The sequence below is a fragment of the Streptomyces sp. FH025 genome (assembly GCF_017427025.1).
GTDB lineage: Bacteria > Actinomycetota > Actinomycetes > Streptomycetales > Streptomycetaceae > Kitasatospora.
In genome coordinates, this window is record NZ_JAFLNG010000059.1 from 1 (window position 1) to 20,834 (window position 20,834).

Below are 20,834 nucleotides of genomic sequence, written 5' to 3' on the forward strand. Positions count from 1 at the left end.
CAGGCTGGCGTCGAAGGCGCGCAGGGTCGCGTCGTAGCCCTGGTCGGCGTTCCACAGCTTGGTGGTGACGAACAGGTCCTCGCGCGGCAGGCCGGAGGCGGCCAGCGCCCGGCCGACGCCGGTCTCGTTGCCGTAGATCGCCGCGGTGTCGATGCTGCGGTAGCCGGCCTCCAGCGCGGAGGAGACGGCGGCGGTGGTCTCGTCGTCCGGGACCTGGAAGACACCGAAGCCGAGCTGCGGGATCTCGACGCCGTTGTTGAGCTTCACGGTGGGAATGGCGGGGGTGCTCATGATGCTCCGGTCTTTCGTTCGGTGCGTTTGCCGAGGGCGTGGCCCTCGAACGAGGTGGTTTCGGTGGAGGTCAGTGGTGGACGGGGACCTTCGGTGCGCGGGCGCCGTCGGTGACGGGCTCGCCCGCGGGGGCGCGGCGCTCCAGCGCGGCGGACCAGAAGGCGAGGGCGAGGGCCGCGGCGGCGAGGATCGCGCCGACCCAGTTGGGGGCGGTGTAGCCGAGGCCGGCGGAGATCACGATGCCGCCGAGCCAGGCGGCGAGGGCGTTGCCGAGGTTGAAGGCGCCGATGTTGACGGCGGAGGCCAGGGTGGGCGCCTCGTGGGCCTGGTCCAGGACGCGCTTCTGCAGCGGCGGGACGGTGGCGAAGCCGAGCGCGCCGACCAGCAGGATGGTGGCGGCGGCCGCGATCCTGTCGTGGGCGGTGAGGGTGAACAGGGCGAGCACGACGGCGAGGCCGCCGAGGGTGGCGTAGAGCATCGGCATCAGCTTGCGGTCGGCGTAGCGGCCCCCGAGGAGGTTGCCGAGGAACATGCCGATGCCGAAGAGGACGAGTAGCCAGGTGACGGCGCCGTCGGAGTAGCCGGTGACGTGGGTCATCATCGGCGCGATGTAGGTGATCGCGGCGAAGACGCCTCCGAAGCCGAGGACGGTCATCGCCATCGCGAGCAGCACCTGCGGGTTGCGCAGGGCGGTGAGCTCGCGGCGCAGGTGGGCGCCCTCGGGCCGGGGCATGTCCGGCACCAGCCTGGCGATGCCGAGCAGGCCGACGACGCCGAGCGCGGCGACCACGGCGAAGGTGGTCCTCCAGCCCACGGCCTGGCCGACGAAGGTGCCCAGCGGCACGCCGACGATGTTGGCGACGGTCAGCCCGGTGAACATGGTGGCGATGGCCCCGGCCTTCTTCTCCGGGGCGACCAGCTCGGCGGCGACGACGGAGCCGATGCCGAAGAAGGCTCCGTGGGCCAGTGAGGTCACGATGCGGCCGGCGAGCATCAGCGGGAAGCTCGGCGCGACGGCGGAGAGCAGGTTGCCGAGGACGAACAGGCCCATCAGGAGCATGAGCATCTTCTTGCGGCCGACCTTGGTGCCGAGCACCGTCATGAGCGGCGCGCCGACGACGACGCCGAGCGCGTAGCCGGTGACCAGGAGACCGGCGGTGGGGATGGAGACTCCGTAGTCGCCCGCGATCTCGGGCAGCAAGCCCATGATCACGAACTCGGTGGTCCCGATCCCGAAGGCCCCGATGGCCAGGGCGATGAGTGCGAGAGGCACGGCGCGAACCCTTCATGCGATGACTACTGCGCCTTACAGGCCTTAACAATAGTTGCACTCGCGCCATATTTGCAACCGCAATGATTGCAGGCGCCGCACGCCGGGGGTTCGTGTGCCGGCCCGCGCCAGGTGTCACGGCACCGCGCTAGCCGTTCACGGCAGCACGTCGTAGCTGTAGACCGCGGAGATGTCGAGGACGGAGGCCGGGGTCGTGGTGGGCCCGAGCGGGGAGACGATCGAGTCGCCGATCCGCTCGCCCTTGTAGGTGGCGGCGGGGAAGGTCATGTCGGGGGCGTAGAGCCGGCCGAAGCGGTTCATCCAGCCTTCCCAGATCCGGTCGACGTTGCAGTGGTGGAGGAAGAACACCGGGTCGTTGGGGGACGTGCTGGGGGCCATGTCGCCGCCGATCCACACGTGGACCTGGTTGTGCATGTGGACCGGGCGGGCGGGGTTGCTCGGGATCCAGCCTTCGAGCAGGTTGCGGAAGCCCTGCGAGGAGACGTTGAACTTGGGGGTGTCGTACCGGTCGGTGGGCTTGCCGCCGGCCGGCGGCGCGTAGGCGAGGGTGGTCTTGACCTCGCCGCTGGTCGGCAGGGTGGGCCAGTCCGCGGCGAAGGAGCGGCGCAGGCCGCGGGGCGGGTCGGCCTGCATCGGCATCCCGCTGGGGTCGCTGTCGATGCGGACGCTGAAGGTCGCCGGGTCGTTCGGGTCGAAGGCGAACTTCCCGGTCGTGACCGGGTCGCCGTCGCCGCCCAGGTAGGCCGGGGTGAAGACGGTGGCGTTGGTGGGGGATCCGAGGTCGCCGTCGGCCGCCCAGTCCCAGTAGGGAAGGGCGAAATCCGGCTTGCCCAGGATCTTCTGGATCTTCACCTCCAGCAGACTGAGCATCACCCGGTGCCAGGGAAGGAAGATCGGCCCGCGGTGGGCGGCGTTGCGCTTCAGCGGGTCACCGCCCGGCGGGACGGGGGTCATCATCGTCCAGCAGTGCCAGATCACGAACTGGTCGTAGGTGAACACCGGGGCCGGGGGCCCGGGCACGCCGAGTTGGTCGGTGGTGAAGGCGGTCCGCTCCTGCTTGAGCGCCAGGACGCCCGCGATGTAGTCGTCGCGTGCGGTGGCGTCCTTGAGGATGTTCTTCCGGACGACGGGCATCTCAGTCCCCCATCCCGAAGTGGTCGGGGAAGTGGCGGATCAGCGCCTTGACGGTGTCCATCGCGGAGAGGAACTGGTAGGTGGGCAGGCCGTGGCAGGTCAGCATGCCGTCGTCGTCCACGTCGAGCTCGGCCGGGAGCGGACGGTCGTCCACGGTGATGTCGTAGGTGGTGACGATCCTGATCCGGTGGCCCTCGTACTCCGCGGTGCGTACGGACGACGAGCGGCCGGGGTGGTGGTCCATGTGGCCGTGCGGCTTGATGCCGGCCAGGTAGCGCCCGAAGGTGTCGGGGTCGGCTGCGGCGGCCAGCTCGGCCGGGGTGATGGTCGGGTCCATGGGTGCGTCCCGTGAGAGGGGGTCTGGGTGGCGGCGCGCCGCCGGACGGCGGACGCCGTCCCCCGCACGCCTCCTCATAGCCTCCCCCGGGCGCCCGCACCCCGCAAAGGCACCCGCTCAGCCGTCGTTCTTGATGATCTTCATGGTCAGATGCGAGTCGACCCGGGCGACGGCCGGCAGCCCCATGAGCCGGGCCGTGAGGAAGCCCTCGTAGGCGGCGTGGTCGGCGACCGCGACGCGGATGAAGTAGTCGGGGCGGCCGAAGAGCCGGCGGAACTCGACCACCTCCTCGTAGGAGGCCACCGTCGACTCGAACTCCTCCACCGTCTGCAGGTCGTTGACGCCGATCTCGACCGCGACCACCACCTCGAACGCCCGGCCCGCCGCCGCCGGGTCGATCCGGGCCCGGTATCCGGCGATGACCCCGGCCTCCTCCAGCCGCTTGACCCGGCGCAGGCAGGGCGGTGGCGTGAGGCCGACCCGCTTGGCCAGTTCGACGTTGGTCAGCCGACCGTCCTGACGCAGGTGGAACAAAATTTCACGATCGATGCCGTCCAGCATTTCTCTATTACTCACAGCGCGACTCCAGGGCAATAATTGGAAACCATATTACCGGGAATCCGGCCTAGAATTTCCCCATGAATTCCGCCCCCGGCGGGACGCTCCCCCGTCCCGTTCCGCCACCCACGCCCGCCGCCGAAACGAACGCCTGCGATACGAACGCCACCGAAACGAACGCCGCCGAAACCAACGCCGCCGAAACCAACGCCGCCGCGCCGACCGCCCGGAACGACCTGGCGGCCGCGCTCCGGGACTCCAGCTCCGTCGGCCTGGGCCTGTTCCCGCTCGGCATCGCGTTCGGCGTGCTCGTCGTCCACGCGGGCCTGAGCTGGTGGTGGGCCACCGCCTTCACCGCGCTGGTCTACGCCGGGTCGCTGGAGTTCCTGCTGATCGGGCTCGTCGTCGCGGTCGCCCCGCTCGCGCAGATCGCCCTGACGGCATTGCTGGTGAACTTCCGGCACGTCTTCTACGCCCTGTCCTTCCCGCTGCACCGGGTCGGCGGCCGGTTCGGCCGGGCGTACAGCACCTTCGCCATGACGGACGAGGCCTACGCCCTGACCACCGGGCGGCAGGCGCGCTCCTGGAGCGGGCGGCGCATCATCTGGCTCCAGGTGCTCTGCCAGTTCTACTGGGTCGCCGGCGCGACCGCCGGCGCGCTGTTCGGGGCACTGGTGCCCGCCCGGCTGGTCGGCCTGGACTTCGCGCTCACCGCGCTGTTCGTCGTGCTCGCCGTCGACGCCTACCGGGCCCGGCGCGACGTCCCCACGCCCGCGCTGGCCCTGGTCTGCGCACTCGCCGCGCGCTTCCTCTTCCCCGGCCAGATGCTGCTCGCCGCCACCGCGCTGTTCACCGCCGGGCTGCTGGCCCGACGCGCCCTCACCCGGCACCGCACCCCCGCCCCGAAGGAGTCGGCCCGTGCCTGACACGCCCTACCTGCTCGCCGCCATCGGCGTGTCGGCCGCCGTCACCTGGGGCCTGCGCGCGCTGCCCTTCGCCGCCCTCGCCCCGCTGCGGGCCAGTGCCGTGCTGCACCACCTGAGCGAGCGGATGCCGGTCGGCGTGATGGTGATCCTCACCGTCTACGCCCTGCGCGACCTCCCCCTCACCAGCCCGCTGCGGGCGGCTCCCACCGTCATCGCCCTGGCCGCCACCCTCGGCCTGCACCTGTGGCGGCGCAACGCCGTTCTGAGCATCCTGGGCGGCACCGCCGTCCACGTCGCCCTCGCCAGCACGCTCTTCGCCCACTCCTGAGCACCGCCCGGTCGCAGCGGGCCGATCAGTCGACCGCGTTCACCCATACGGGTGAGCCCGGACGAGCGGGGAAGCGCGCCCGCCCGTCCGGCGCGGTCCGGACGGGCGGGGTTCGCGCGGTGGCGCGGCGGGCTACCTCGGAGCGAGCCTGATCATCGCGAACGGGGCGCCCTGCGGGTCGGCGACCACCGCCATCCGGCCGGCCACCATGTCGAAGGGCGGTGCGAGCACGGTGCCGCCCCGCTTGACCACGGCGTCGGCGGAGGAGTCCGTGTCGTCGACCGCGAAGTAGGTCAGCCAGTGGGCCGGGGTGCCGGGCGGGTCGTTGGCGAGCAGCGAGACACCGCCGACGCTCCGGCCGCCGACCTTCAGCTCCCAGTAGGCGTCCGCGCCCTCCGAGGGCTCGATCTCGATGCCGAAGGCCTCCCCGTAGAACGCGGTGGCGGCCTGGACGTCGCTGGTGTGCAGTTCGTTCCAGGTCAGCGCGCCGGGCTCGTTGACCACCTGCGCGCCGGAGAACTCTCCGGGCTGCCACACACCGAACACCGCGCCCTGCGGGTCGGCGGCGATCAGCATCCGCCCGAGGCCGCCGACGTCCACCACCGGGACCAGCAGGGTGCCGCCGGCGGCGACGATCGCGTCCTGGGTGGCCTGGGCGTCGGTGGAGGCCAGGTAGCCGGTCCACACGGTGGGCGGTTCCGGCATTCCCTCGGGGGCCATCGCCGGGCCGATGCCGGCGGCCGCCCTGCCGTTGAGCTGGCAGACCGCGTATCCGCCGAACTCGGCCGGGCCGGCCTGCCCCTGCCAGCCGAACAGGTCGCGGTAGAAGTCCAGCGCGGCCTGCTGGTCCTGCGCCATCAGATCGACCCAACACGGGGTGCCGGTCGCGTACGGAGTGGTGACTTCAGGCATGCTCGCTCTTTCCTCGGACGGTCCCCCCGCCAGTCACCCTCGCGCCGTACACCGGGATCCGCCACCCGGGGCACACCCGGGGCATCCCCCGGGAGCCCTCGCGGTGCGTCAGATCGCGCACCCGCTCCTCGTCGCCGCCCTCGGACCTGCCCGTCGGTGCCCTACCCGTCGGCCCGCCGGTCGTCGACGCGCACCTCCAGGAGGGGCCACCGCACCGCCGACCGGGCCAGCCGGTCCGGGTCCAACGGGCTCCGCAGGAGCAGCGATTCGTCGGGGTGGAAGGTCACGCAGGTGCCGGTGGTGCCGTCGGGCTCGATCGGGTCGAGGTCGGTGACCGGGATGCCGTGCTCGTAGCGCTGGGTCCAGGCGCCGTCGAGGCGGCGGTTGGTGTGCAGCAGCCGGGTGCTGAGCGCGGCGACGACCGACATGCCCCGGCGCGGGTGCCCGTCCGGGAGCCGCTGTGCCTCCGGGGTGTCGAAGAACCGCAGGTCCTTGGTGGCCATCACCGGCTTCTTGACGGTCTCGCCGTGCTCGTCGATGCGGGTGTCGGTGCCGCGCCCGTCGTCCCGTACGGAGACCGAGCCGTCGCCGTGCAGGGTGACCACGCAGCGGCCGGCGCCCCGGGCGGCGGCCTCGTCGGCCGCGTAGGCGAGCACCTCCAGCACCAGGTGTCGCACCCCGCCCGGCGCGAAGCCCGCCGGGTCCCGCCGGATCCGCGCGAGGTGGTCCGCGTCCACGGCGGCGGCCCAGTCGTGGGTGGTGTTGGTCCAGGAAGCCCTTGTTCCGTCCATCCGAGGAGTATCGCCGAGGCCGCGCCCCGGCCGTCGTGCCCCCCTCGGCTAACCGCCGGTCCGGGCCTTGGCGGCCGCCGTCTGGCGGAACTGGGAGGCCTTGGCCCGGTTGCCGCAGCCGGCCATCGAACACCAACGGCGGCGCCGGGCGGCCGAGTTGTCGATGAACCTGGCACTACAGTTGACTCCCCCGCAGATCCGCAGCCGGGTGCGCAGTTCGCTGCCGAGCATCTCGGCCGCGTCCACGGCGATCCGGCAGAGCGCGCCGAAGGCGTCCGCGGGGGCGGCGTTGGCCCGGTACACCGGCACGCCCTCGTCCAGGTCGAGGCGCGGCGGGTACTGCGCCGCACTGGCCAGCCAGGCGTTGATGGCGGCCACGGGTTCGGGCGAGAGCGGTTCGCCCTCGACCACCGCGACCAGGGCGAGGTCGATGGCCTCACGCAGCTCCAGGGCGCGCGCCAGCAGGGCCTCGTCCACGACGGCCCGGTCCGGAACGAGCCCGGCGGCCTCCAGCCAGCGGCCGAGATCGGCCGGCTCCCGGAGCAGTTCGCTGCCGCCCGCCTCGAACCGGTACCTGCGGGTGTTCACGAAGTCGATGCTGGGCCGACCGCCGTACCAGACATAGTCCAGCCTTCTTTCCGCCATTGTCATGACCATGCGCCCTTCGTCGTCATAACCATATGCTAGGTTAGCTGACCTGATAACCCCATAACCGGTTACTTCCCGCCCCGCCCGTCGCGCCGGCCACGGACCGCACGGGCCATGGGCCGCGGGCGGAGCACGACGAGAGAGGCGCACCGATGTCACAAGGGCTGGAAGCGGGAGGACGGTCGGTGAACGGGCGGGTCTGGTTATTGGCCCTCGGCATGTTCGCGATCGGTACCGACCTGTTCATCGTCTCGGGGCTGCTCCCCGAGCTGGGCCGGGACCTGAAGCTCTCGACCGAGGCCGCCGGCCAGACCTCGACCGTGTTCGCGATCACCTACGCGGTCGCGGCGCCGATCCTGGCCAGCGTCACCGCCCGGCTGGACCGCCGGGTGCTGCTGCTGTCCGTCCTGGCGGTGTTCGCGGTCGGCAACACGCTCTCCGCGGTGGCCCCCACCTACGCGGTCCTGCTGATCAGCCGGGTGATCACCGGCGCCGGCGCCGCGCTGTACGCGGCCACGGCCTCCGCGGTGGCCGCCCGGATCACCTCGCCCGAACGGCGCGGGCGGGCCCTGGCGGTCGTCTACGCCGGAATGACCAGTGCGATCGCCCTCGGCGTGCCGATCGGCAACGAGATCGGCAACCTGTCCTCCTGGCGCTGGGCGTTCGGGTTCGTCGCCCTGCTGGCGGTCGTCACCATGGCCGGTCTGTGGGGCAGCATCCCGGCGGTGCCCGGTGCGCCCGGCGTGAGCGTCGCGACCCGGCTGGGCGCGATCCGCGCCAAGCACGCCCCCACCGCGATGCTCACCACCCTGCTGTGGGTCCTCGGCACCTTCACCGTCTACACCTACCTCGGCACCATGCTGGGCGACGTCACCCATGCCGGAGAGTCCACCCGCACCTGGCTGCTGCTGCTCTTCGGCGTCGGAAGCTTCGCCGGCGTCATGGGAGGCGGGTGGCTGGCCGACCGGATCGACCCGGCCGTCGGGCTCACCTCCACCATCGGACTGCTCATCGCGGTCCTGGCCCTGCTCACCTTCGCCCTGCACTCCGTCGCCGGGGCCGCCGTGGGCCTGCTGCTCTGGGGCCTGGTCCACTGGGCGAGCTTCCCGCTGATCCAACACCGCCTGCTGAGCATCGGCGGCAAGAACGGCGACATGCTGCTCGCCCTCAACAACAGCGCCGTCTACATCGGGCAGACCCTGGCCGCCATCCTCGGCGGCGTGCTGGCCGCCGCCGACCAGCTCGGCAGGCTGCCGCTGGCGGGCGCCGGGGCCGAGGTGCTGGCCGTGCTCGCACTGCTGGCCGGTGCCGGCGCGCAGCGCCGCAGCGCCGCGGAACCGGTCGCGCCCTCCGAGCCCGCCGTCCGCGACAACGCCACCCAGACCGGCTGACGAGCCATCGGATCCACCCGGCGGGCCCGACCCGCACGGGCCCAGGGGGGAGATTCGTGATGATGTCCTTGCGTCGAATGAAGTACTTCAGCGTGCTCGCCGGACAGCTCCACTTCGGCCGGGCCGCCGAGGAGCTGGGAATCACCCAGTCCGCGCTGTCGCAGCAGATCAAGGCGCTGGAACGCGAGCTCGGCGTGGGACTGATCGTCAGTCGCGGGGCCAGGGGGGCCGAACTCACCAAGGCCGGGCTCGTCCTGCTGGAGGGCGCGGAGCAGATCCTCGCCATGCACGACAGCCTCAGCGACCGGATCCACGAGGCGGCGAGGGGGAACGGCGGCACGCTCAACCTCTCGTACAGCCTCTCCGGCGCCTCCCTCGGCCAGCGCGACCTGGTCGACGAGTTCCGGCGGCGCCACCCCGACGTCCGGATCACCACGGACTCCGGCTGCACCGCCGCCAACCTCGGGCTGCTGCGCTCCGGGGAGGTGGACGTCGTCTTCGCCCGCGAGACCAGCCGGGCGCCCGACATCGAGTCGCTGCTGCTCGCCGAGGAGGAGCTGGTGGTCGTGCTGCCGCGCGGCCACCACCTCACCGGCGCCGTCCGGCTCGCCCCGGAGGCACTGCACCGCGAACCGGTGGCCATGTGGCCGCGGAAGCTGGCCCCCGAGCTGCACGACCGCATCGTGGAGCAGGTCTGGGGCGGTTCGACACCCGTCGTCATCCAGGAGGATCCCGACTACGAGAACCTCTGCCTCTCCGTCGCGAGCGGCATCGCACTGGCGGTGATGGACCGGCGGGTGGCGCAGCGGTACGCCTCGAACGGCACCGTCATCCGCCGGTTCACCGCCCCCGTCCCCACCACCAAGATCGCCATCGCCTGGCGGTCGGCCGAGCGGGAGCCCGTCGTGCGCCGCTTCATCGCACTGGCCAGGGAGAACCGGACCCGGCTGACCGAGCGCGGCAGTGCCCCGCTGGGGGAGGCCGCGAGCTGACGACCTGACACACGACCCCGGTGTGATCCGGACCATACCCGGGGCCCGCGCCGCCGCCGAGCAGGGGGCATAAGAACAACTGAAAAGGTCCAGAAGAAACGGTTGTTGACGCGACCATGCGGCTTCCGGATAGCGTTCCGACTAAATCGGCCTTCGGAAAGGCGACCCCGAACTTGAACGCCGACGGAACGCGTCAGGTCCGCAATTATCCGTTCAGCGAGCCGACAGGGCTCGAACTCGACCCTTTCTACAGCCATCTGCGCGAGCACGAACCGCTGAGCAGGGTGAAACTGCCGTACGGCGACGAGGCCTGGCTGTGCACCCGCTACGAGGACGTCCGCACGGTGCTCTCCGACGCCCGGTTCAGCCGGGCCGAGACGCTGAAGCGGGACGAGCCGCGGATCGGCAGCGAGGTGGTGAACCGCGGCCTGCTGTCGATGGATCCGCCGGACCACACCCGGCTGCGCCGGGTGGCCAACGCGGGCCTCACCCCCAAGCAGTCCGACCGGCTGCGGCCGCTCACCAAGGAGATCACCGAGCAGCTGATCGACCGGCTGGCCACCCTGGAGCCGCCGGTCGACCTGATCGCCGAGTTCATCAACCCGCTGGCGGTCACGGTCATCTGCGAGATGCTCGGCGTCCCGTACGAGGACCGCGAGGACTTCCAGAAGTGGTCGCAGGCCGTGGTGGCCACCACCTCGATGGAGCCCGCGCAGATCAACGAGTACCTGGAGAACCTGAACCGCTACATGGCGAAGCTGGTCGAACTGCGCCGCCAGGAGCCGGTCGACGGCATGCTCAACGGCATGATCAAGGTCCGGGACACGAGCCCGGACCGGCTCAGCGAGGACGAACTCGTCCTGGTGGCCGTCCGGTTGCTGGCGCCGGGCGCCCAGAACACCGTGCTGACGCTCGCCAACTTCCTCCAGGTGCTGATGAAGCACCCGCGTGAACTGGCCCGGCTGCGTGAACGCCCCGAGCTGGTCCCGGCCGCGATCGAGGAACTGATCCGCTACACGCCGTTCCACACCTCCACCATGTTCCCCCGCTACGCGACGGAGGACGTCGAGGTCGGCGGGACGGTGATCCGCGCCGGCGAGGCCGTGGTGGGCTCGATCGCCTCGGCCAACCGCGACCCCGAGGTCTTCTCCACTCCGGAGGAGCTGGACTTCGAACGGCCCCTCAACCCGCACCTCGGCTTCGGCCAGGGCCACCACTACTGCCCCGGCACCCACCTGGCCAGGATGCAGCTCCAGGTCGCCATCGAGGCCCTCGCCCGGCGGGTCGACGACCTCGCCCTCGCGGTGCCCGAGGAGAGCCTGTCCTGGAAGGAGGGGATGGTCGTCCGCTGGGTGGACGAACTTCCCGTGCGCTGGTCGCGGATCCACTCCTGACTTCTCCGAGCGTATCCCGCACTCTCCGTGCCGCACCCCTGGTTCCGATTTCCGAATTCCGGGTTTCGCATTCCGGACCCGTACTCCGTCGGCTGCCCGGAAATACCTCGCCCAGAAAGGACAAGACCTTCCATGAGCCCAGTGCAGACCGTTTCCGCCGCGCCCGGCCTGGCGACGGACCCGTTCCCGCTGCTCGGCACCGACGCGGTCGTCTTCGCCGTGGGCAACGCCCGCCAGGCCGCGCACTTCTACCGCTCGGCCTTCCGGATGCGGGTCACCGCCTACTCGGGCCCCGAGACCGGCGCCCCCGACCTCGCCTCCTACGTGGTGGAGTCGGGCAAGGTCCGGTTCGTGCTGACCTCCGTGGTCACCCCGTCCACCGAACGCGCCCGCCGGACGGCCGAGCACGTCTCCGCCCACGGCGACGGCGTCACCGACATCGCCCTCCAGGTGCCGGACGCCCGCGCCGCGTACGCGCACGCCGTCGCCCGGGGTGCCAAGAGCATCGAGGAACCGTACGAGCTGACCGACGAGTTCGGCACCGTGGTGCTCGCCAGCATCGCCATCTACGGCGAGACCCGGCACACCTTCGTCGACCGCTCCCGCTACCAGGGCCCGTACCTGCCCGGGTACGTCCCGGTCGAGCCGGCCGCCGGTGAGCCCCGCGACGGCTCGGGCGACCTCTTCAAGTACGTCGACCACTGCGTGGGCAACGTCGAGCTCGGCGAGATGGACACCTGGATCGACTTCTACCAGCGCGTCATGGGCTTCACCCAGATCCAGGAGTTCACCGACGACGACATCGCCACCGAGTACTCCGCGCTGATGTCCAAGGCCCTGGCGGACGGTTCCAACAAGGTGAAGTTCAACGTCACCGAGCCGGCCATCGGCAAGAAGAAGTCCCAGATCGAGGAGTACCTGGAGTACTACGGCGGCCCGGGCGTCCAGCACATCGCGCTGGCCACCGACGACATCGCGGCCGCCGTGCGCCAGATGGCGGCGAACGGTGTCGAGTTCCTGACGACGCCGGACGCCTACTACGACCTCCTCGCCGAGCGGATCGGCCCCACCCGGGTGCCGGTCGAGGAGCTGCGGGAGCTGAGCGTGCTGGCCGACCGCGACGAGGACGGCTACCTGCTGCAGATCTTCACCAAGCCGGTGGTCGACCGCCCGACCGTCTTCTTCGAGATCATCGAGCGGCGCGGCTCCAAGGGCTTCGGCAAGGGCAACTTCAAGGCGCTGTTCGAGGCGATCGAGCGCGAGCAGGCCCGCCGGGGGAACCTCTGACCACCGGCCGGTGATCCGGCACCCCACCGATCGGTGACCCGACCGGCCACCGATCGGTGGAACGGCCGACAGCCGGCCGGTGTCCCGATCACGACTTCCCGCCCACCACCCGACGGAAAGAGCAGAGCAGGATGATGGTGTGGTTCATCACCGGGGCTTCCCGCGGCCTCGGTCTGGAGATCGCCCGAGCCGCCCTGGCGGCCGGAGACCAGGTCGTCGCCACGGCCAGGGACGCCGACTCCGCACGGCGCGCCCTGCCGGCGGACCGGGCCGGCCTGCTGGTGCTGCCGCTGGACGTGACCGACCAGCCCGCCGCCGAGGCCGCCGCCGCCCGCGCCGTCGAGCGCTTCGGCCGGATCGACGTCCTGGTCAACAACGCCGGCTACGGCGTGGCCGGAGCCGTCGAGGAGACCTCGGACGAGGAGACCAGGAGCCTGTTCGACACCAATGTGTTCGGACTGCTCAACGTCACCAGGGCGGTCCTGCCCACCCTGCGGGCGCAGCGCGGCGGGCACATCGTCAACATCGGCTCGGTGGGCGGGTTCAGCCAGGGCGCCGGCTCCGGGATCTACGGTGCCAGCAAGTTCGCGGTGGAGGGCGTCACCGAGGCTCTGCACGCCGAGCTGTCCGGGCTCGGCATCGCCGTCACGGTGGTCGAACCCGGCCAGTTCCGGACCGACTTCCTCGACCCGGTCAGCCTGCGCCAGGCCTCCCGCACCATCGACGACTACGCCGTCTCCGCAGGCGCCCGGCGCACCCAGTTCGCCGAGGTCAGCGGCCACCAGCTCGGCGACCCGGCGAAGGCCGGCCGCGCCGTGGTGGCCCTGACCCGGGCCGAACACCCGCCGCTGCGGCTGCCGTTGGGCCAGGACAGCCTGGACAGGATCGAGGCCAAGCTCGCCCAGGTCGCCCAGGAGATCGCGGCCTGGCGCGGGCTGGCCTCCTCCACCGGTTACGAGCCGGCCCCGACCTCGAACCCGGCCTCGGCCGAGTCGGCCCCGACCACGGAAGGAAGCCGGGCATGACCCTCACCGACCGGCTCACGGCGGCGATCGACAAGCCCGCCACCGACGACACCTTCGACGTCCACACCGCTCTCGACGGCGTGTTGGGCGACCTCGGCATGACGGCCGCCGACACCGGTGGTGACATCACCTTCCGCGGCGCCGACCCGGTGGTGCCCAGCACGCTCCGCCTGGGCGCCGCCGCCGGGATCGCCCTGGTCGCCAAGTCGGCGGCGGTGGCCGGGCTCCGGCAGCTGCGCGGCGGTTCGGGCCAGGACATCGCGGTGGACCTGAGGGTCACCCCGCACCGGCTCTGCCCGTTCTACGACCGCAAGTGGGAGCTGATCAACGGCGCCCCGCTGAGCGAGTCCTCCAACCCCAGCAACGCGCTCGGCTGGTCCTTCTACCGCAGCCGGGACGGCCGGTGGATGATGCCGCAGAACATGTACCCCAAGATCAAGGTGGCCGCCCAGAAGCTGCTGGGCGTCCCCGACGACTCGGACGCGGTGGCCGCGGCGATCGCCCGCTGGGACGGCCGCGAGCTGGAGGAGGTCGGCAACCGGGCCGGGATCGTGATGGCGATGCTCCGCGACACCGCGGAGTTCATGGCCGAGCCCCAGTACCGCGACGTGCTGGCGCACCTGCCGCTGATCGAGATCGAGAAGATCGGCGACAGCGAGCCCGAGCCGCTGCCCCCCACGCTCGCCGGTCTGGAGAACCCGCTGGACGGCATCCGGGCGCTCGGCATGGGCCACGTCATCGCCGGCGCCGGGGTCGGCCGGGCGCTCGCCCTGCACGGCGCCGACGTGCTCAACCTCTGGCGCCCGGACGAACTGGAACACGAACGCAGCTACATCAGCGCCAACGTCGGCGTCCGCTCGACGTTCCTCGATCCGTACCAGGCCGAGGGCCGCAACCTGGTCCGCGAACTGCTGCGGGGCGCCGACGTGTTCTACGCCAACCGGCGCCCGGGCTACCTCGCCGGGATCGGGCTGTCCGCCGCCGAGGCGGCCGCCGTCCGCCCCGGCATCGTGTACGCGACCAACTCGCTGGCCGGCGAGCAGGGGCCGTGGGCCGGCCGGATCGGCTTCGACCAGACCGCGGGCAGCCTGGTCGGCATCATGAACCTCGAAGGGGAGAACGGCGTCCCCGCGCTCCCGCCGGTCATGGTGGTCAACGACTACATCACCTCCTGGCTGACCACGGCCGGGATCGTGGCGGCGCTGTCCCGGCGCGCCCGCGAGGGCGGCAGCTACCGGGTGCACGTCTCACTGGTCCGGGCCGCCCTGTGGATCGTCAGCCTGGGCATCTTCGACCAGGGGTACGCCCGCTCGATCGCCGGTACCGGAGTCGAGCACGCCTACCTCGACCCCGAGACCTTCACCGCCGACACCCCACTCGGGCACTACCAGGGCGTCACCGAGCAGGTCACCATGTCGGCCACGCCCGGCCGCTACCGCCACGTCCTCGTCCCCCGCGGCTCCTCCGCGCCCGTCTGGCTGCCCGCCACCGACCGAGCAGGACACCGGAAATGACCGACCTGAACAGACGCTCCCTGCTGACCGGCACCGTCGCACTGGCGGCGAGCGGCGCCGTAGCGGTGTCCCCGGCGGCGCAGGCCCACGCCTCGGAGGCCCCGGCCGGCGGGCGGACCCCGAAGGACGCCGTCACGGTGCTCCCCGGCGACCCCCGCTACGAGGCCCTGGTGGTGGGCAACAACGCCCGCTGGGTGGGGCGTCCCGAAGCCGTCCGGCTGGTGTCGAGCACCGAGCAGGTCGTCCGGGCGGTGCAGGAGGCCGTGGACGGCGGCAAGCGGCTCTCGGTGCGCGGCGGCGGCCACTGCTACGCCGACTTCGTCTTCAACCCGGCCGTCCAGCTCGTGATCGACACCACCCCCATGCACGCGGTGTACTTCGACGAACGGCGGCGGGCGTTCGTCGTCGAGGCCGGCGCGACCCTGCTCCAGGCGTACGAGGAGCTGTACAAGAACTGGGGCGTGACCATACCCGGCGGCCGCTGCTACTCGGTGGGGGCCGGCGGCCACGTCACCGGCGGCGGGTACGGCTTCCTCTCCCGCAGGCACGGCCTCACCATCGACCACCTGTACGCGGTCGAGGTCGTGGTGGTCGGGGCCGACGGGCGGGCCCGCAGCGTGGTGGCCACCCGGGAGCCCGACGATCCGCACCGCGACCTGTGGTGGGCCCACACCGGGGCCGGCGGAGGCAACTTCGGCGTGGTGACCAGGTTCTGGTTCCGCACACCGGGCGCCCAGGGCACCGACCCGGCGGGGCTGCTGGTGCGCCCGCCCAGGGAGGTGCTGGTCAACGCGGCGGCGCTGCCGTGGAGCGGCCTCGATCTGGCCAACTTCACCGCCCTGGTGCGCAACTACGGGCGCTGGCACGAGCGCAACAGCGACCCGGACTCGCCGTACGCCACCCTGTGCAGCTTCCTGACGCTCTGCCACCAGTCCAACGGGACGGTCAGTCTGCTGACCCAGATCGACGGCACCCTGCCGAACGCCGAGCGGCTGCTGGCCGACTACCTCGCCGAACTCACCGACGGGGGGCGGATCACCGTCGCACCGCTCAGCCGGCCGGCCGGCGAGGACCGGGCGATGCCGGAGCTGTTCACCCCGCGCCGGCTGCCGTGGCTCACCGCCACCAAGTACCTGGGTTCCAACAACTCCGCGCTCGCCAACCCCACGCTGCGCGGCACCCACAAGTCCGTCTACCTGCGGCAGGGCTTCACCGACGAGCAGATAGCGGCACTCCACCGGCACCTGACCCGCACCGACCACCACAACCCGACCTCGACGGTCTCGCTGCTCTCCTACGGGGGCCGGATCAACTCGGTGCGGCCCGAGGAGACCGCGTCGGTCCAACGCGACTCCAAGTTCAAGGCGCTGTTCCAGAGCCTGTGGCCCGACGAGGCCGCCGACGAGGCCAACATCTCCTGGACCCGCGAGATCTACCACGACGTCTTCGCCTCGACCGGCGGCTACCCCGTCCCCGGTACCCAGACCGACGGGTGCTACATCAACTACGCCGACACCGACATCACCGACCCGGCCCTCAACCGCTCGGGCGTCCCCTGGTACTCCCTCTACTACGGCGCCAACTACCCCCGCCTGCAACAGGTCAAGGCCGCCTACGACCCCCGTGGGGTCTTCCGCCACCCGCAGTCCATCACCCCGGCGCGGCGGCCCGCCCCGTAACCCGGCCGGGCCCGGCGCGCCGGGCGCCGTGGTCAACCGGTGACCAGCCGCCGTCCGGTGACCTCCGTCGGGCTGACCCGCACCCAGCGCGGCCGGGCTCCGCCCGCCCACGGGGCCGCGCCGGGCAGGCCGTTGAGGCGCTCCAGCTCCTCCGGCTCGTCGACGTAGTGCGCCGCCCCGATGGCGAGCACGCTCCAGCCGCGCCCCAGGTACTCGTCGATGTGGTCGACCTGGAAGGACACCTCGGCCCCCTCCTCCGGGGCGGTGCCCGCGTGCTCGCCCGTGCGGTAGGCGAAGGAGCCGTGGTCGACCACGTAGTTGACGGGGTAGACCACCGGCCCCGGCTCGACGGGCAGGGCGATCCGGCCGATGCCGTGGCTGCCGACGAGGTCCCAGCACTCGGCCTCGGTGATGCCCAGCAACCGGGGGCGCGGGCCCGGACCGCCCTGGCCGGGCGGGGCGTCGGCACGGCCGGAGACCAGTTCCGCGGTGGTGGTGCCGAGGGCTGCGGCGATCCGCACGAAGCCGGCCGGGTCGAAGGCGGGCCCGGCCTCGAGCAGGTGGCGCAGGTAAGCGGGGGCCATCGCCGCCCGGCGGGCCAGCGTCTCCTCGGCCAGGCCCAGGTGCTCGCGCCGCTCGGTGATCCAGCGGGCCACGACGGCGGGATCGGGGGTGTCGTGCACGGTGGTGACTCCTCGGCTTGCCGGGGGCGTACGGGCCGCATACGGGCGGTGACCAGGGCGGATCCATCCAAGCGCCCGGCCCGCGCCAAGTCGAGGAAGGGCCCGGCTCCGTGCGTGTCGGCGCCCGGGGCCGCGGCCCCCGCGTCACGGGCACGTCCTCACCCCGAGGTGTCCGGCACTCCCGCGGTCCCGCTTGAAGCCGACGGCGGAGCCGAGCAGGGAGACGAAGCGCGCCGACAGGGCCCGGTCACCGGTGGCGGACGGGCGCGATCGGGCTCCTGGCCCAGGGAGTTGATCGTCGCGGCCACCTGTCGGCGGCACCCGTACGACTGGATCGCCGGTAGCGCCGCTCGATGGCCCGCCAGGCCGGGGCCGACCGCGAGCGCCGGGCCCGTATCATCACCGCCGACGGCGAGTTCCAGGCGGCCGCCAAGCCCGCCGAGGCCGCCGCAGGTGCCGACCGGCGGGAGCTGACGCCGTCTCCGGCCGGACCGGGAGCGCGTGCCGGGCCGGCCGTCGGCCATAGATCCGCCCTATGAGGTCATAGATCAGCACCGACTACACTTCGGCGCGAGCAGCGGGTTGGCTGGCAAGGTCCAGACCAATTCACCTCCCGCTGCGCCCGACCGGAGGATTCACCCGCATGTCCCGCCCGATCAGAGTCGCGATCATCGGAGCCGGCCCCGCCGGTGTCTACGCCGCCGACGCCCTGTTGAAGTCCGACGCCGCCCAGACCCCCGGTGTCTCCATCGACCTGTTCGAGCGGATGCCCGCCCCGTTCGGCCTGATCCGCTACGGCGTCGCACCCGACCACCCGCGCATCAAGGGCATCGTCACCGCCCTGCACCAGGTGCTCGACAAGCCGCAGGTGCGGCTGTTCGGCAACGTCGACTACCCGTCCGACCTCGCCCTGGACGACCTGCACCGCTACTACGACGCCGTGGTCTTCGCCACCGGCGCCACCGCCGACCGCGCCCTGGGCATACCCGGCATCGACCTGGACGGCTCCTACGGCGCGGCGGACTTCGTCTCCTGGTACGACGGCCACCCCGACGTGCCGAGGACCTGGCCGCTGGAGGCGGAGAAGGTCGCCGTCCTCGGCGTCGGCAACGTCGCCCTGGACGTCGCCCGCGTCCTCACCAAGACCGCCGACGAACTCCTGCCCACCGAGATCCCCCCGAACGTGTACGAGGGCCTGCGGCGCAACCGGGCCGTCGAGGTCCACGTCTTCGGGCGCCGCGGCCCGGCCCAGGCCAAGTTCTCCCCGATGGAGCTGCGCGAGCTGGACCACTCGCCGAACATCGAGGTCATCGTGAACCCCGAGGACATCGAGTACGACGCCGGGTCCATCGCGGAGCGCCGCGCCGTCAAGCACGTCGACCTGGTCGCCGCGACCATCGAGAACTGGGCGATCCGCGACGTCGGCGACCGCCCGCACCGGGTGTACCTGCACTTCTTCGAGTCCCCGGAGGAGGTGCTGGGCGAGGACGGCCGGGTGGTCGGACTGCGCACGGAGCGCACCGAGCTGGACGGCACCGGCAACGTGCGCGGCACCGGCCGCTTCACCGACTGGGACGTCCAGGCCGTCTACCGGGCCGTCGGCTACTACTCCGACGAGCTGCCCAAGCTGCCCTTCGACCCGGTCTCCGGCACCGTCCCGCACCTGGCCGGGCGGGTCCTCTCCGGCGACGGCTCCCACCAGAGCGCCGTCTACGTCACCGGCTGGATCAAGCGCGGCCCCGTCGGCCTGATCGGCCACACCAAGGGCGACGCCAACGAGACCGTCACCAGCCTCCTCGACGACCACGCCACCGGCCGCCTGCCCGGGGCCGTCGAGCCGGACCCGGCGGCGATCGAGGAGCACCTGCGCGCCCGGGGCGTGCGCTACACCACCTGGGACGGCTGGTACCGGCTCGACGCCCACGAGCGCGCCCTCGGCGAGGCCCAGGGGCGCGAGCGGGTCAAGGTCGTCGAGCGCGAGGACATGCTGCGGCACAGCGGCGCGTAGGACGTCACGGCCGGACGATCGGCAGCAGCACCTCGTCCACGATGGCGGCCGGGTCGAGCTCCACCGGGCCGCCGCCGCACATCTTGATCCGGTACAGCATCAGTGCCGGGACCACGTCGGTGACCAGCGGGCTGACCGCCCCGGGGCGGACCTCGCCCCGGGCGGCGCCCCGGTCGAGCGCCTCGGCGATCAGCCGGGTGGTGGGCTCGACCACCCGCTCCAGCACGAGTTCCAGGAAGGCGTGCGCCCGCTGGTGGTCGAGCTCGCTCATGATCGCGCGGACGGCGGCGCCCAGCTCGCTGACCATCGCGGCGCGCAGCCTGGCCACCACCTCCAGGAGGTCCTCGCGCAGGCTGCCGGTGTCGGGGGCAGGCCCGGCCGGCGGCAGGCTGGCCCGCAGCGCGTCCATGACCAGCTCCTCCTTGGAGGACCAGCGGCGGTAGAGGGCGGCCTTGCCGGTCTGGGCGGCGGCCGCGACGCCCTCCATGGTGAGCCGCGCGTAGCCGTCGCCGGTGAGCTGGTGCAGGACCGCCTCGTAGATGGCGTTCTCCAGCGCCTCGCCGCGCCGCCTGAGCGGGGCGGCCGCCGCCGCTGCGCGCACGGTCTCGGTTTCAGCGGACATGGCTGAGCACCTTCCGGGTTCCCCGTTCACCTGGACTACGGCCGGTGTTGTCCACCGGTCCCACCGGCAATGTTAGGGAACGAAACCGTTCCCTCCCAAGCCCGCCTTCGCCCGGGCCTCCGGATCCGCCCCCGGCCCCGTTCGAGTGACTCCCGGGCGCTGCAACCTCGGCCGGGCAGAACCGTTCCGCTACGAACGGAGGGAACCATCCCCCCCATCGAGAGGCGGTCCCCCGTGGCCGTACCCACCACCTTCGACCAGGACGCGACGGACTACAGTCTCGCCCACGCCTACTGGCTGGCCAAGGCCTCCGACCTCGCGTACAAGGACGATGCCACCATCGACGAGCAGGCCCGGGACTGGGGCTTCGACACCGTGCGCCACCACGAGACCAGGTTCACGCCGCCGTTCCCGCTCGAGGACACCCAGGCGTACACCATGGCGAGCGACCGGATGATCGTCATGGCCTTCCGCGGCACCGAGCCCAAGGAGATCCGCGACTGGCTCTCCGACTCCAGCACCCCGCCCTGGCCCGGGCCCGGCGGGACGGGCTTCGTCCACTACGGCTTCGCCCAGGCCCTGGAATCCGTCTTCCCGGACATCCGCAAGACGCTCACCGAGCTGCGCGACAACGACCAGACCGTCTGGCTGACCGGCCACAGCCTCGGCGGCGCCCTGGCGATGCTCACCGCCGCCCGCCTCGTCCTGGAGGACCCGCGACTGGCGGCCGACGGCGTCTACACCTTCGGTCAGCCCCGCACCTGCGACCGCCTCCTCTCCACGGCGTACAACTCGGCGCTCAAGGGCCGCAGTTACCGCTTCGTCAACAACAACGACATCGTCCCCCAGCTGCCGCCCGAGCCGGTCTTCAGCCACGTCGACGCCCTGCGGTTCATCGACTCCGCCGGAAAGGTCCACGAGGGCGCCGGAGGCCTCGTCGCCGGCCTCGCCAACCGGGCCAAGGGCCTGACCGCCGCCGCCTTCGAGCCGACCGGGGAGGGCATGCGCGACCACTTCATGCGC

Annotated in this window: 22 protein-coding genes; 12 read left to right on the top strand and 10 right to left on the bottom strand. The window is 72.0% G+C overall.

The genetic code is table 11. The features are described 5' to 3' along the window. The 5 genes from J0670_RS06890 to J0670_RS06910 all read right to left on the bottom strand — a co-directional run. Window positions 1–291, bottom strand: a 291-nt coding sequence (locus tag J0670_RS06890) for an aldo/keto reductase (protein WP_207810492.1), incomplete at its 3' end; no start/stop codon positions are given. A 70-nt stretch (window positions 292–361) separates the two neighbouring features. Next, window positions 362–1,564: an MFS transporter gene (locus J0670_RS06895; protein WP_207810493.1), complete on the bottom strand. Its 1,203-nt coding sequence runs from the start codon at window positions 1,562–1,564 to the stop codon at window positions 362–364. 153 nt (window positions 1,565–1,717) lie between these two features. Further along, complete coding sequence (locus J0670_RS06900) at window positions 1,718–2,716, bottom strand: tyrosinase family protein (RefSeq protein WP_207810494.1); 999 nt, start codon at window positions 2,714–2,716, stop codon at window positions 1,718–1,720. A 1-nt stretch (window position 2,717) separates the two neighbouring features. Further along, complete coding sequence (locus J0670_RS06905) at window positions 2,718–3,053, bottom strand: hypothetical protein (RefSeq protein WP_207810495.1); 336 nt, start codon at window positions 3,051–3,053, stop codon at window positions 2,718–2,720. 117 nt (window positions 3,054–3,170) lie between these two features. After that, on the bottom strand, window positions 3,171–3,614 hold the full coding sequence (locus tag J0670_RS06910; protein WP_207810512.1) for an Lrp/AsnC family transcriptional regulator: 444 nt from the start codon (window positions 3,612–3,614) through the stop codon (window positions 3,171–3,173). A gap of 77 nt (window positions 3,615–3,691) precedes the next feature. Between J0670_RS06910 and J0670_RS06915 the strand changes: the two genes are divergently transcribed. Both J0670_RS06915 and J0670_RS06920 read left to right on the top strand, forming a co-directional pair. Beyond that, the gene (locus J0670_RS06915; RefSeq protein ID WP_207810496.1) at window positions 3,692–4,537 is read left to right on the top strand and encodes an AzlC family ABC transporter permease; all 846 of its coding nucleotides are present in this window, start codon (window positions 3,692–3,694) and stop codon (window positions 4,535–4,537) included. Further along, entirely contained in the window at window positions 4,530–4,865 is a 336-nt protein-coding gene (locus J0670_RS06920; RefSeq protein WP_207810497.1) for a branched-chain amino acid transporter permease, read from the top strand. The genes J0670_RS06915 and J0670_RS06920 overlap by 8 nt, the downstream gene beginning before the upstream one ends. 132 nt (window positions 4,866–4,997) lie before the next feature. Here J0670_RS06920 and J0670_RS06925 read toward each other — a convergent pair whose 3' ends face one another. The 3 genes from J0670_RS06925 to J0670_RS06935 all read right to left on the bottom strand — a co-directional run bounded on the left by J0670_RS06925 (window position 4,998) and on the right by J0670_RS06935 (window position 7,213). Continuing rightward, a complete protein-coding gene (locus tag J0670_RS06925; RefSeq protein WP_207810498.1) occupies window positions 4,998–5,777 on the bottom strand; it encodes a VOC family protein in 780 nt (259 codons plus the stop codon). A gap of 161 nt (window positions 5,778–5,938) precedes the next feature. After that, window positions 5,939–6,568: an ATP-binding protein gene (locus tag J0670_RS06930; protein WP_207810499.1), complete on the bottom strand. Its 630-nt coding sequence runs from the start codon at window positions 6,566–6,568 to the stop codon at window positions 5,939–5,941. 48 nt (window positions 6,569–6,616) lie between these two features. Further along, window positions 6,617–7,213, bottom strand: coding sequence for an ABATE domain-containing protein (locus J0670_RS06935; protein ID WP_207810500.1), 597 nt, complete (start codon window positions 7,211–7,213; stop codon window positions 6,617–6,619). A gap of 221 nt (window positions 7,214–7,434) precedes the next feature. On the opposite strand from J0670_RS06935, the gene J0670_RS06940 reads away from it, so the two are divergent. The 7 genes from J0670_RS06940 (at window position 7,435) to J0670_RS06970 (ending at window position 16,498) form a co-directional block, all read left to right on the top strand. Then, a complete protein-coding gene (locus tag J0670_RS06940; RefSeq protein WP_207810501.1) occupies window positions 7,435–8,607 on the top strand; it encodes an MFS transporter in 1,173 nt (390 codons plus the stop codon). A gap of 77 nt (window positions 8,608–8,684) precedes the next feature. Further along, complete coding sequence (locus J0670_RS06945; protein ID WP_207810502.1) at window positions 8,685–9,599, top strand: LysR family transcriptional regulator; 915 nt, start codon at window positions 8,685–8,687, stop codon at window positions 9,597–9,599. Window positions 9,600–9,772: 173 nt separating this feature from the next. Further along, window positions 9,773–10,993, top strand: a complete 1,221-nt coding sequence (locus J0670_RS06950; RefSeq protein ID WP_243436634.1) for a cytochrome P450 — start codon at window positions 9,773–9,775, stop codon at window positions 10,991–10,993. A 132-nt stretch (window positions 10,994–11,125) separates the two neighbouring features. Then, the gene (gene hppD, locus J0670_RS06955; protein ID WP_207810504.1) at window positions 11,126–12,280 is read left to right on the top strand and encodes a 4-hydroxyphenylpyruvate dioxygenase; all 1,155 of its coding nucleotides are present in this window, start codon (window positions 11,126–11,128) and stop codon (window positions 12,278–12,280) included. A gap of 131 nt (window positions 12,281–12,411) precedes the next feature. After that, the gene (locus J0670_RS06960; RefSeq protein WP_207810505.1) at window positions 12,412–13,305 is read left to right on the top strand and encodes an oxidoreductase; all 894 of its coding nucleotides are present in this window, start codon (window positions 12,412–12,414) and stop codon (window positions 13,303–13,305) included. Next, window positions 13,302–14,819 carry a CoA transferase gene (locus J0670_RS06965; RefSeq protein ID WP_207810506.1) on the top strand — a complete coding sequence of 506 codons (1,518 nt, stop codon included), beginning with the start codon at window positions 13,302–13,304 and terminating at the stop codon, window positions 14,817–14,819. The genes J0670_RS06960 and J0670_RS06965 overlap by 4 nt, the downstream gene beginning before the upstream one ends. Then, window positions 14,816–16,498, top strand: a complete 1,683-nt coding sequence (locus J0670_RS06970) for an FAD-binding oxidoreductase (protein WP_207810507.1) — start codon at window positions 14,816–14,818, stop codon at window positions 16,496–16,498. Before J0670_RS06965 ends, J0670_RS06970 begins: the two co-directional genes overlap by 4 nt. 32 nt (window positions 16,499–16,530) lie before the next feature. Here J0670_RS06970 and J0670_RS06975 read toward each other — a convergent pair whose 3' ends face one another. Beyond that, window positions 16,531–17,181: a pyridoxamine 5'-phosphate oxidase family protein gene (locus J0670_RS06975; RefSeq protein ID WP_207810508.1), complete on the bottom strand. Its 651-nt coding sequence runs from the start codon at window positions 17,179–17,181 to the stop codon at window positions 16,531–16,533. A gap of 353 nt (window positions 17,182–17,534) precedes the next feature. Between J0670_RS06975 and J0670_RS40505 the strand changes: the two genes are divergently transcribed. Further along, a complete protein-coding gene (locus J0670_RS40505) occupies window positions 17,535–17,720 on the top strand; it encodes a hypothetical protein (RefSeq protein ID WP_374223071.1) in 186 nt (61 codons plus the stop codon). Between the two features lie 104 nt (window positions 17,721–17,824). Next, window positions 17,825–19,189 (top strand): FAD-dependent oxidoreductase, encoded by a 1,365-nt coding sequence (locus J0670_RS06985; protein WP_207810509.1) that lies wholly within the window; start codon window positions 17,825–17,827, stop codon window positions 19,187–19,189. Window positions 19,190–19,193: 4 nt separating this feature from the next. On the opposite strand, the gene J0670_RS06990 is transcribed toward J0670_RS06985, so the two are convergent. Beyond that, window positions 19,194–19,811, bottom strand: a complete 618-nt coding sequence (locus J0670_RS06990) for a TetR-like C-terminal domain-containing protein (protein ID WP_207810510.1) — start codon at window positions 19,809–19,811, stop codon at window positions 19,194–19,196. A gap of 234 nt (window positions 19,812–20,045) precedes the next feature. Here J0670_RS06990 and J0670_RS06995 point away from each other — a divergent pair. Beyond that, window positions 20,046–20,834: lipase family protein (locus J0670_RS06995; protein ID WP_307806416.1), on the top strand; the 789-nt coding region annotated here is incomplete at its 3' end.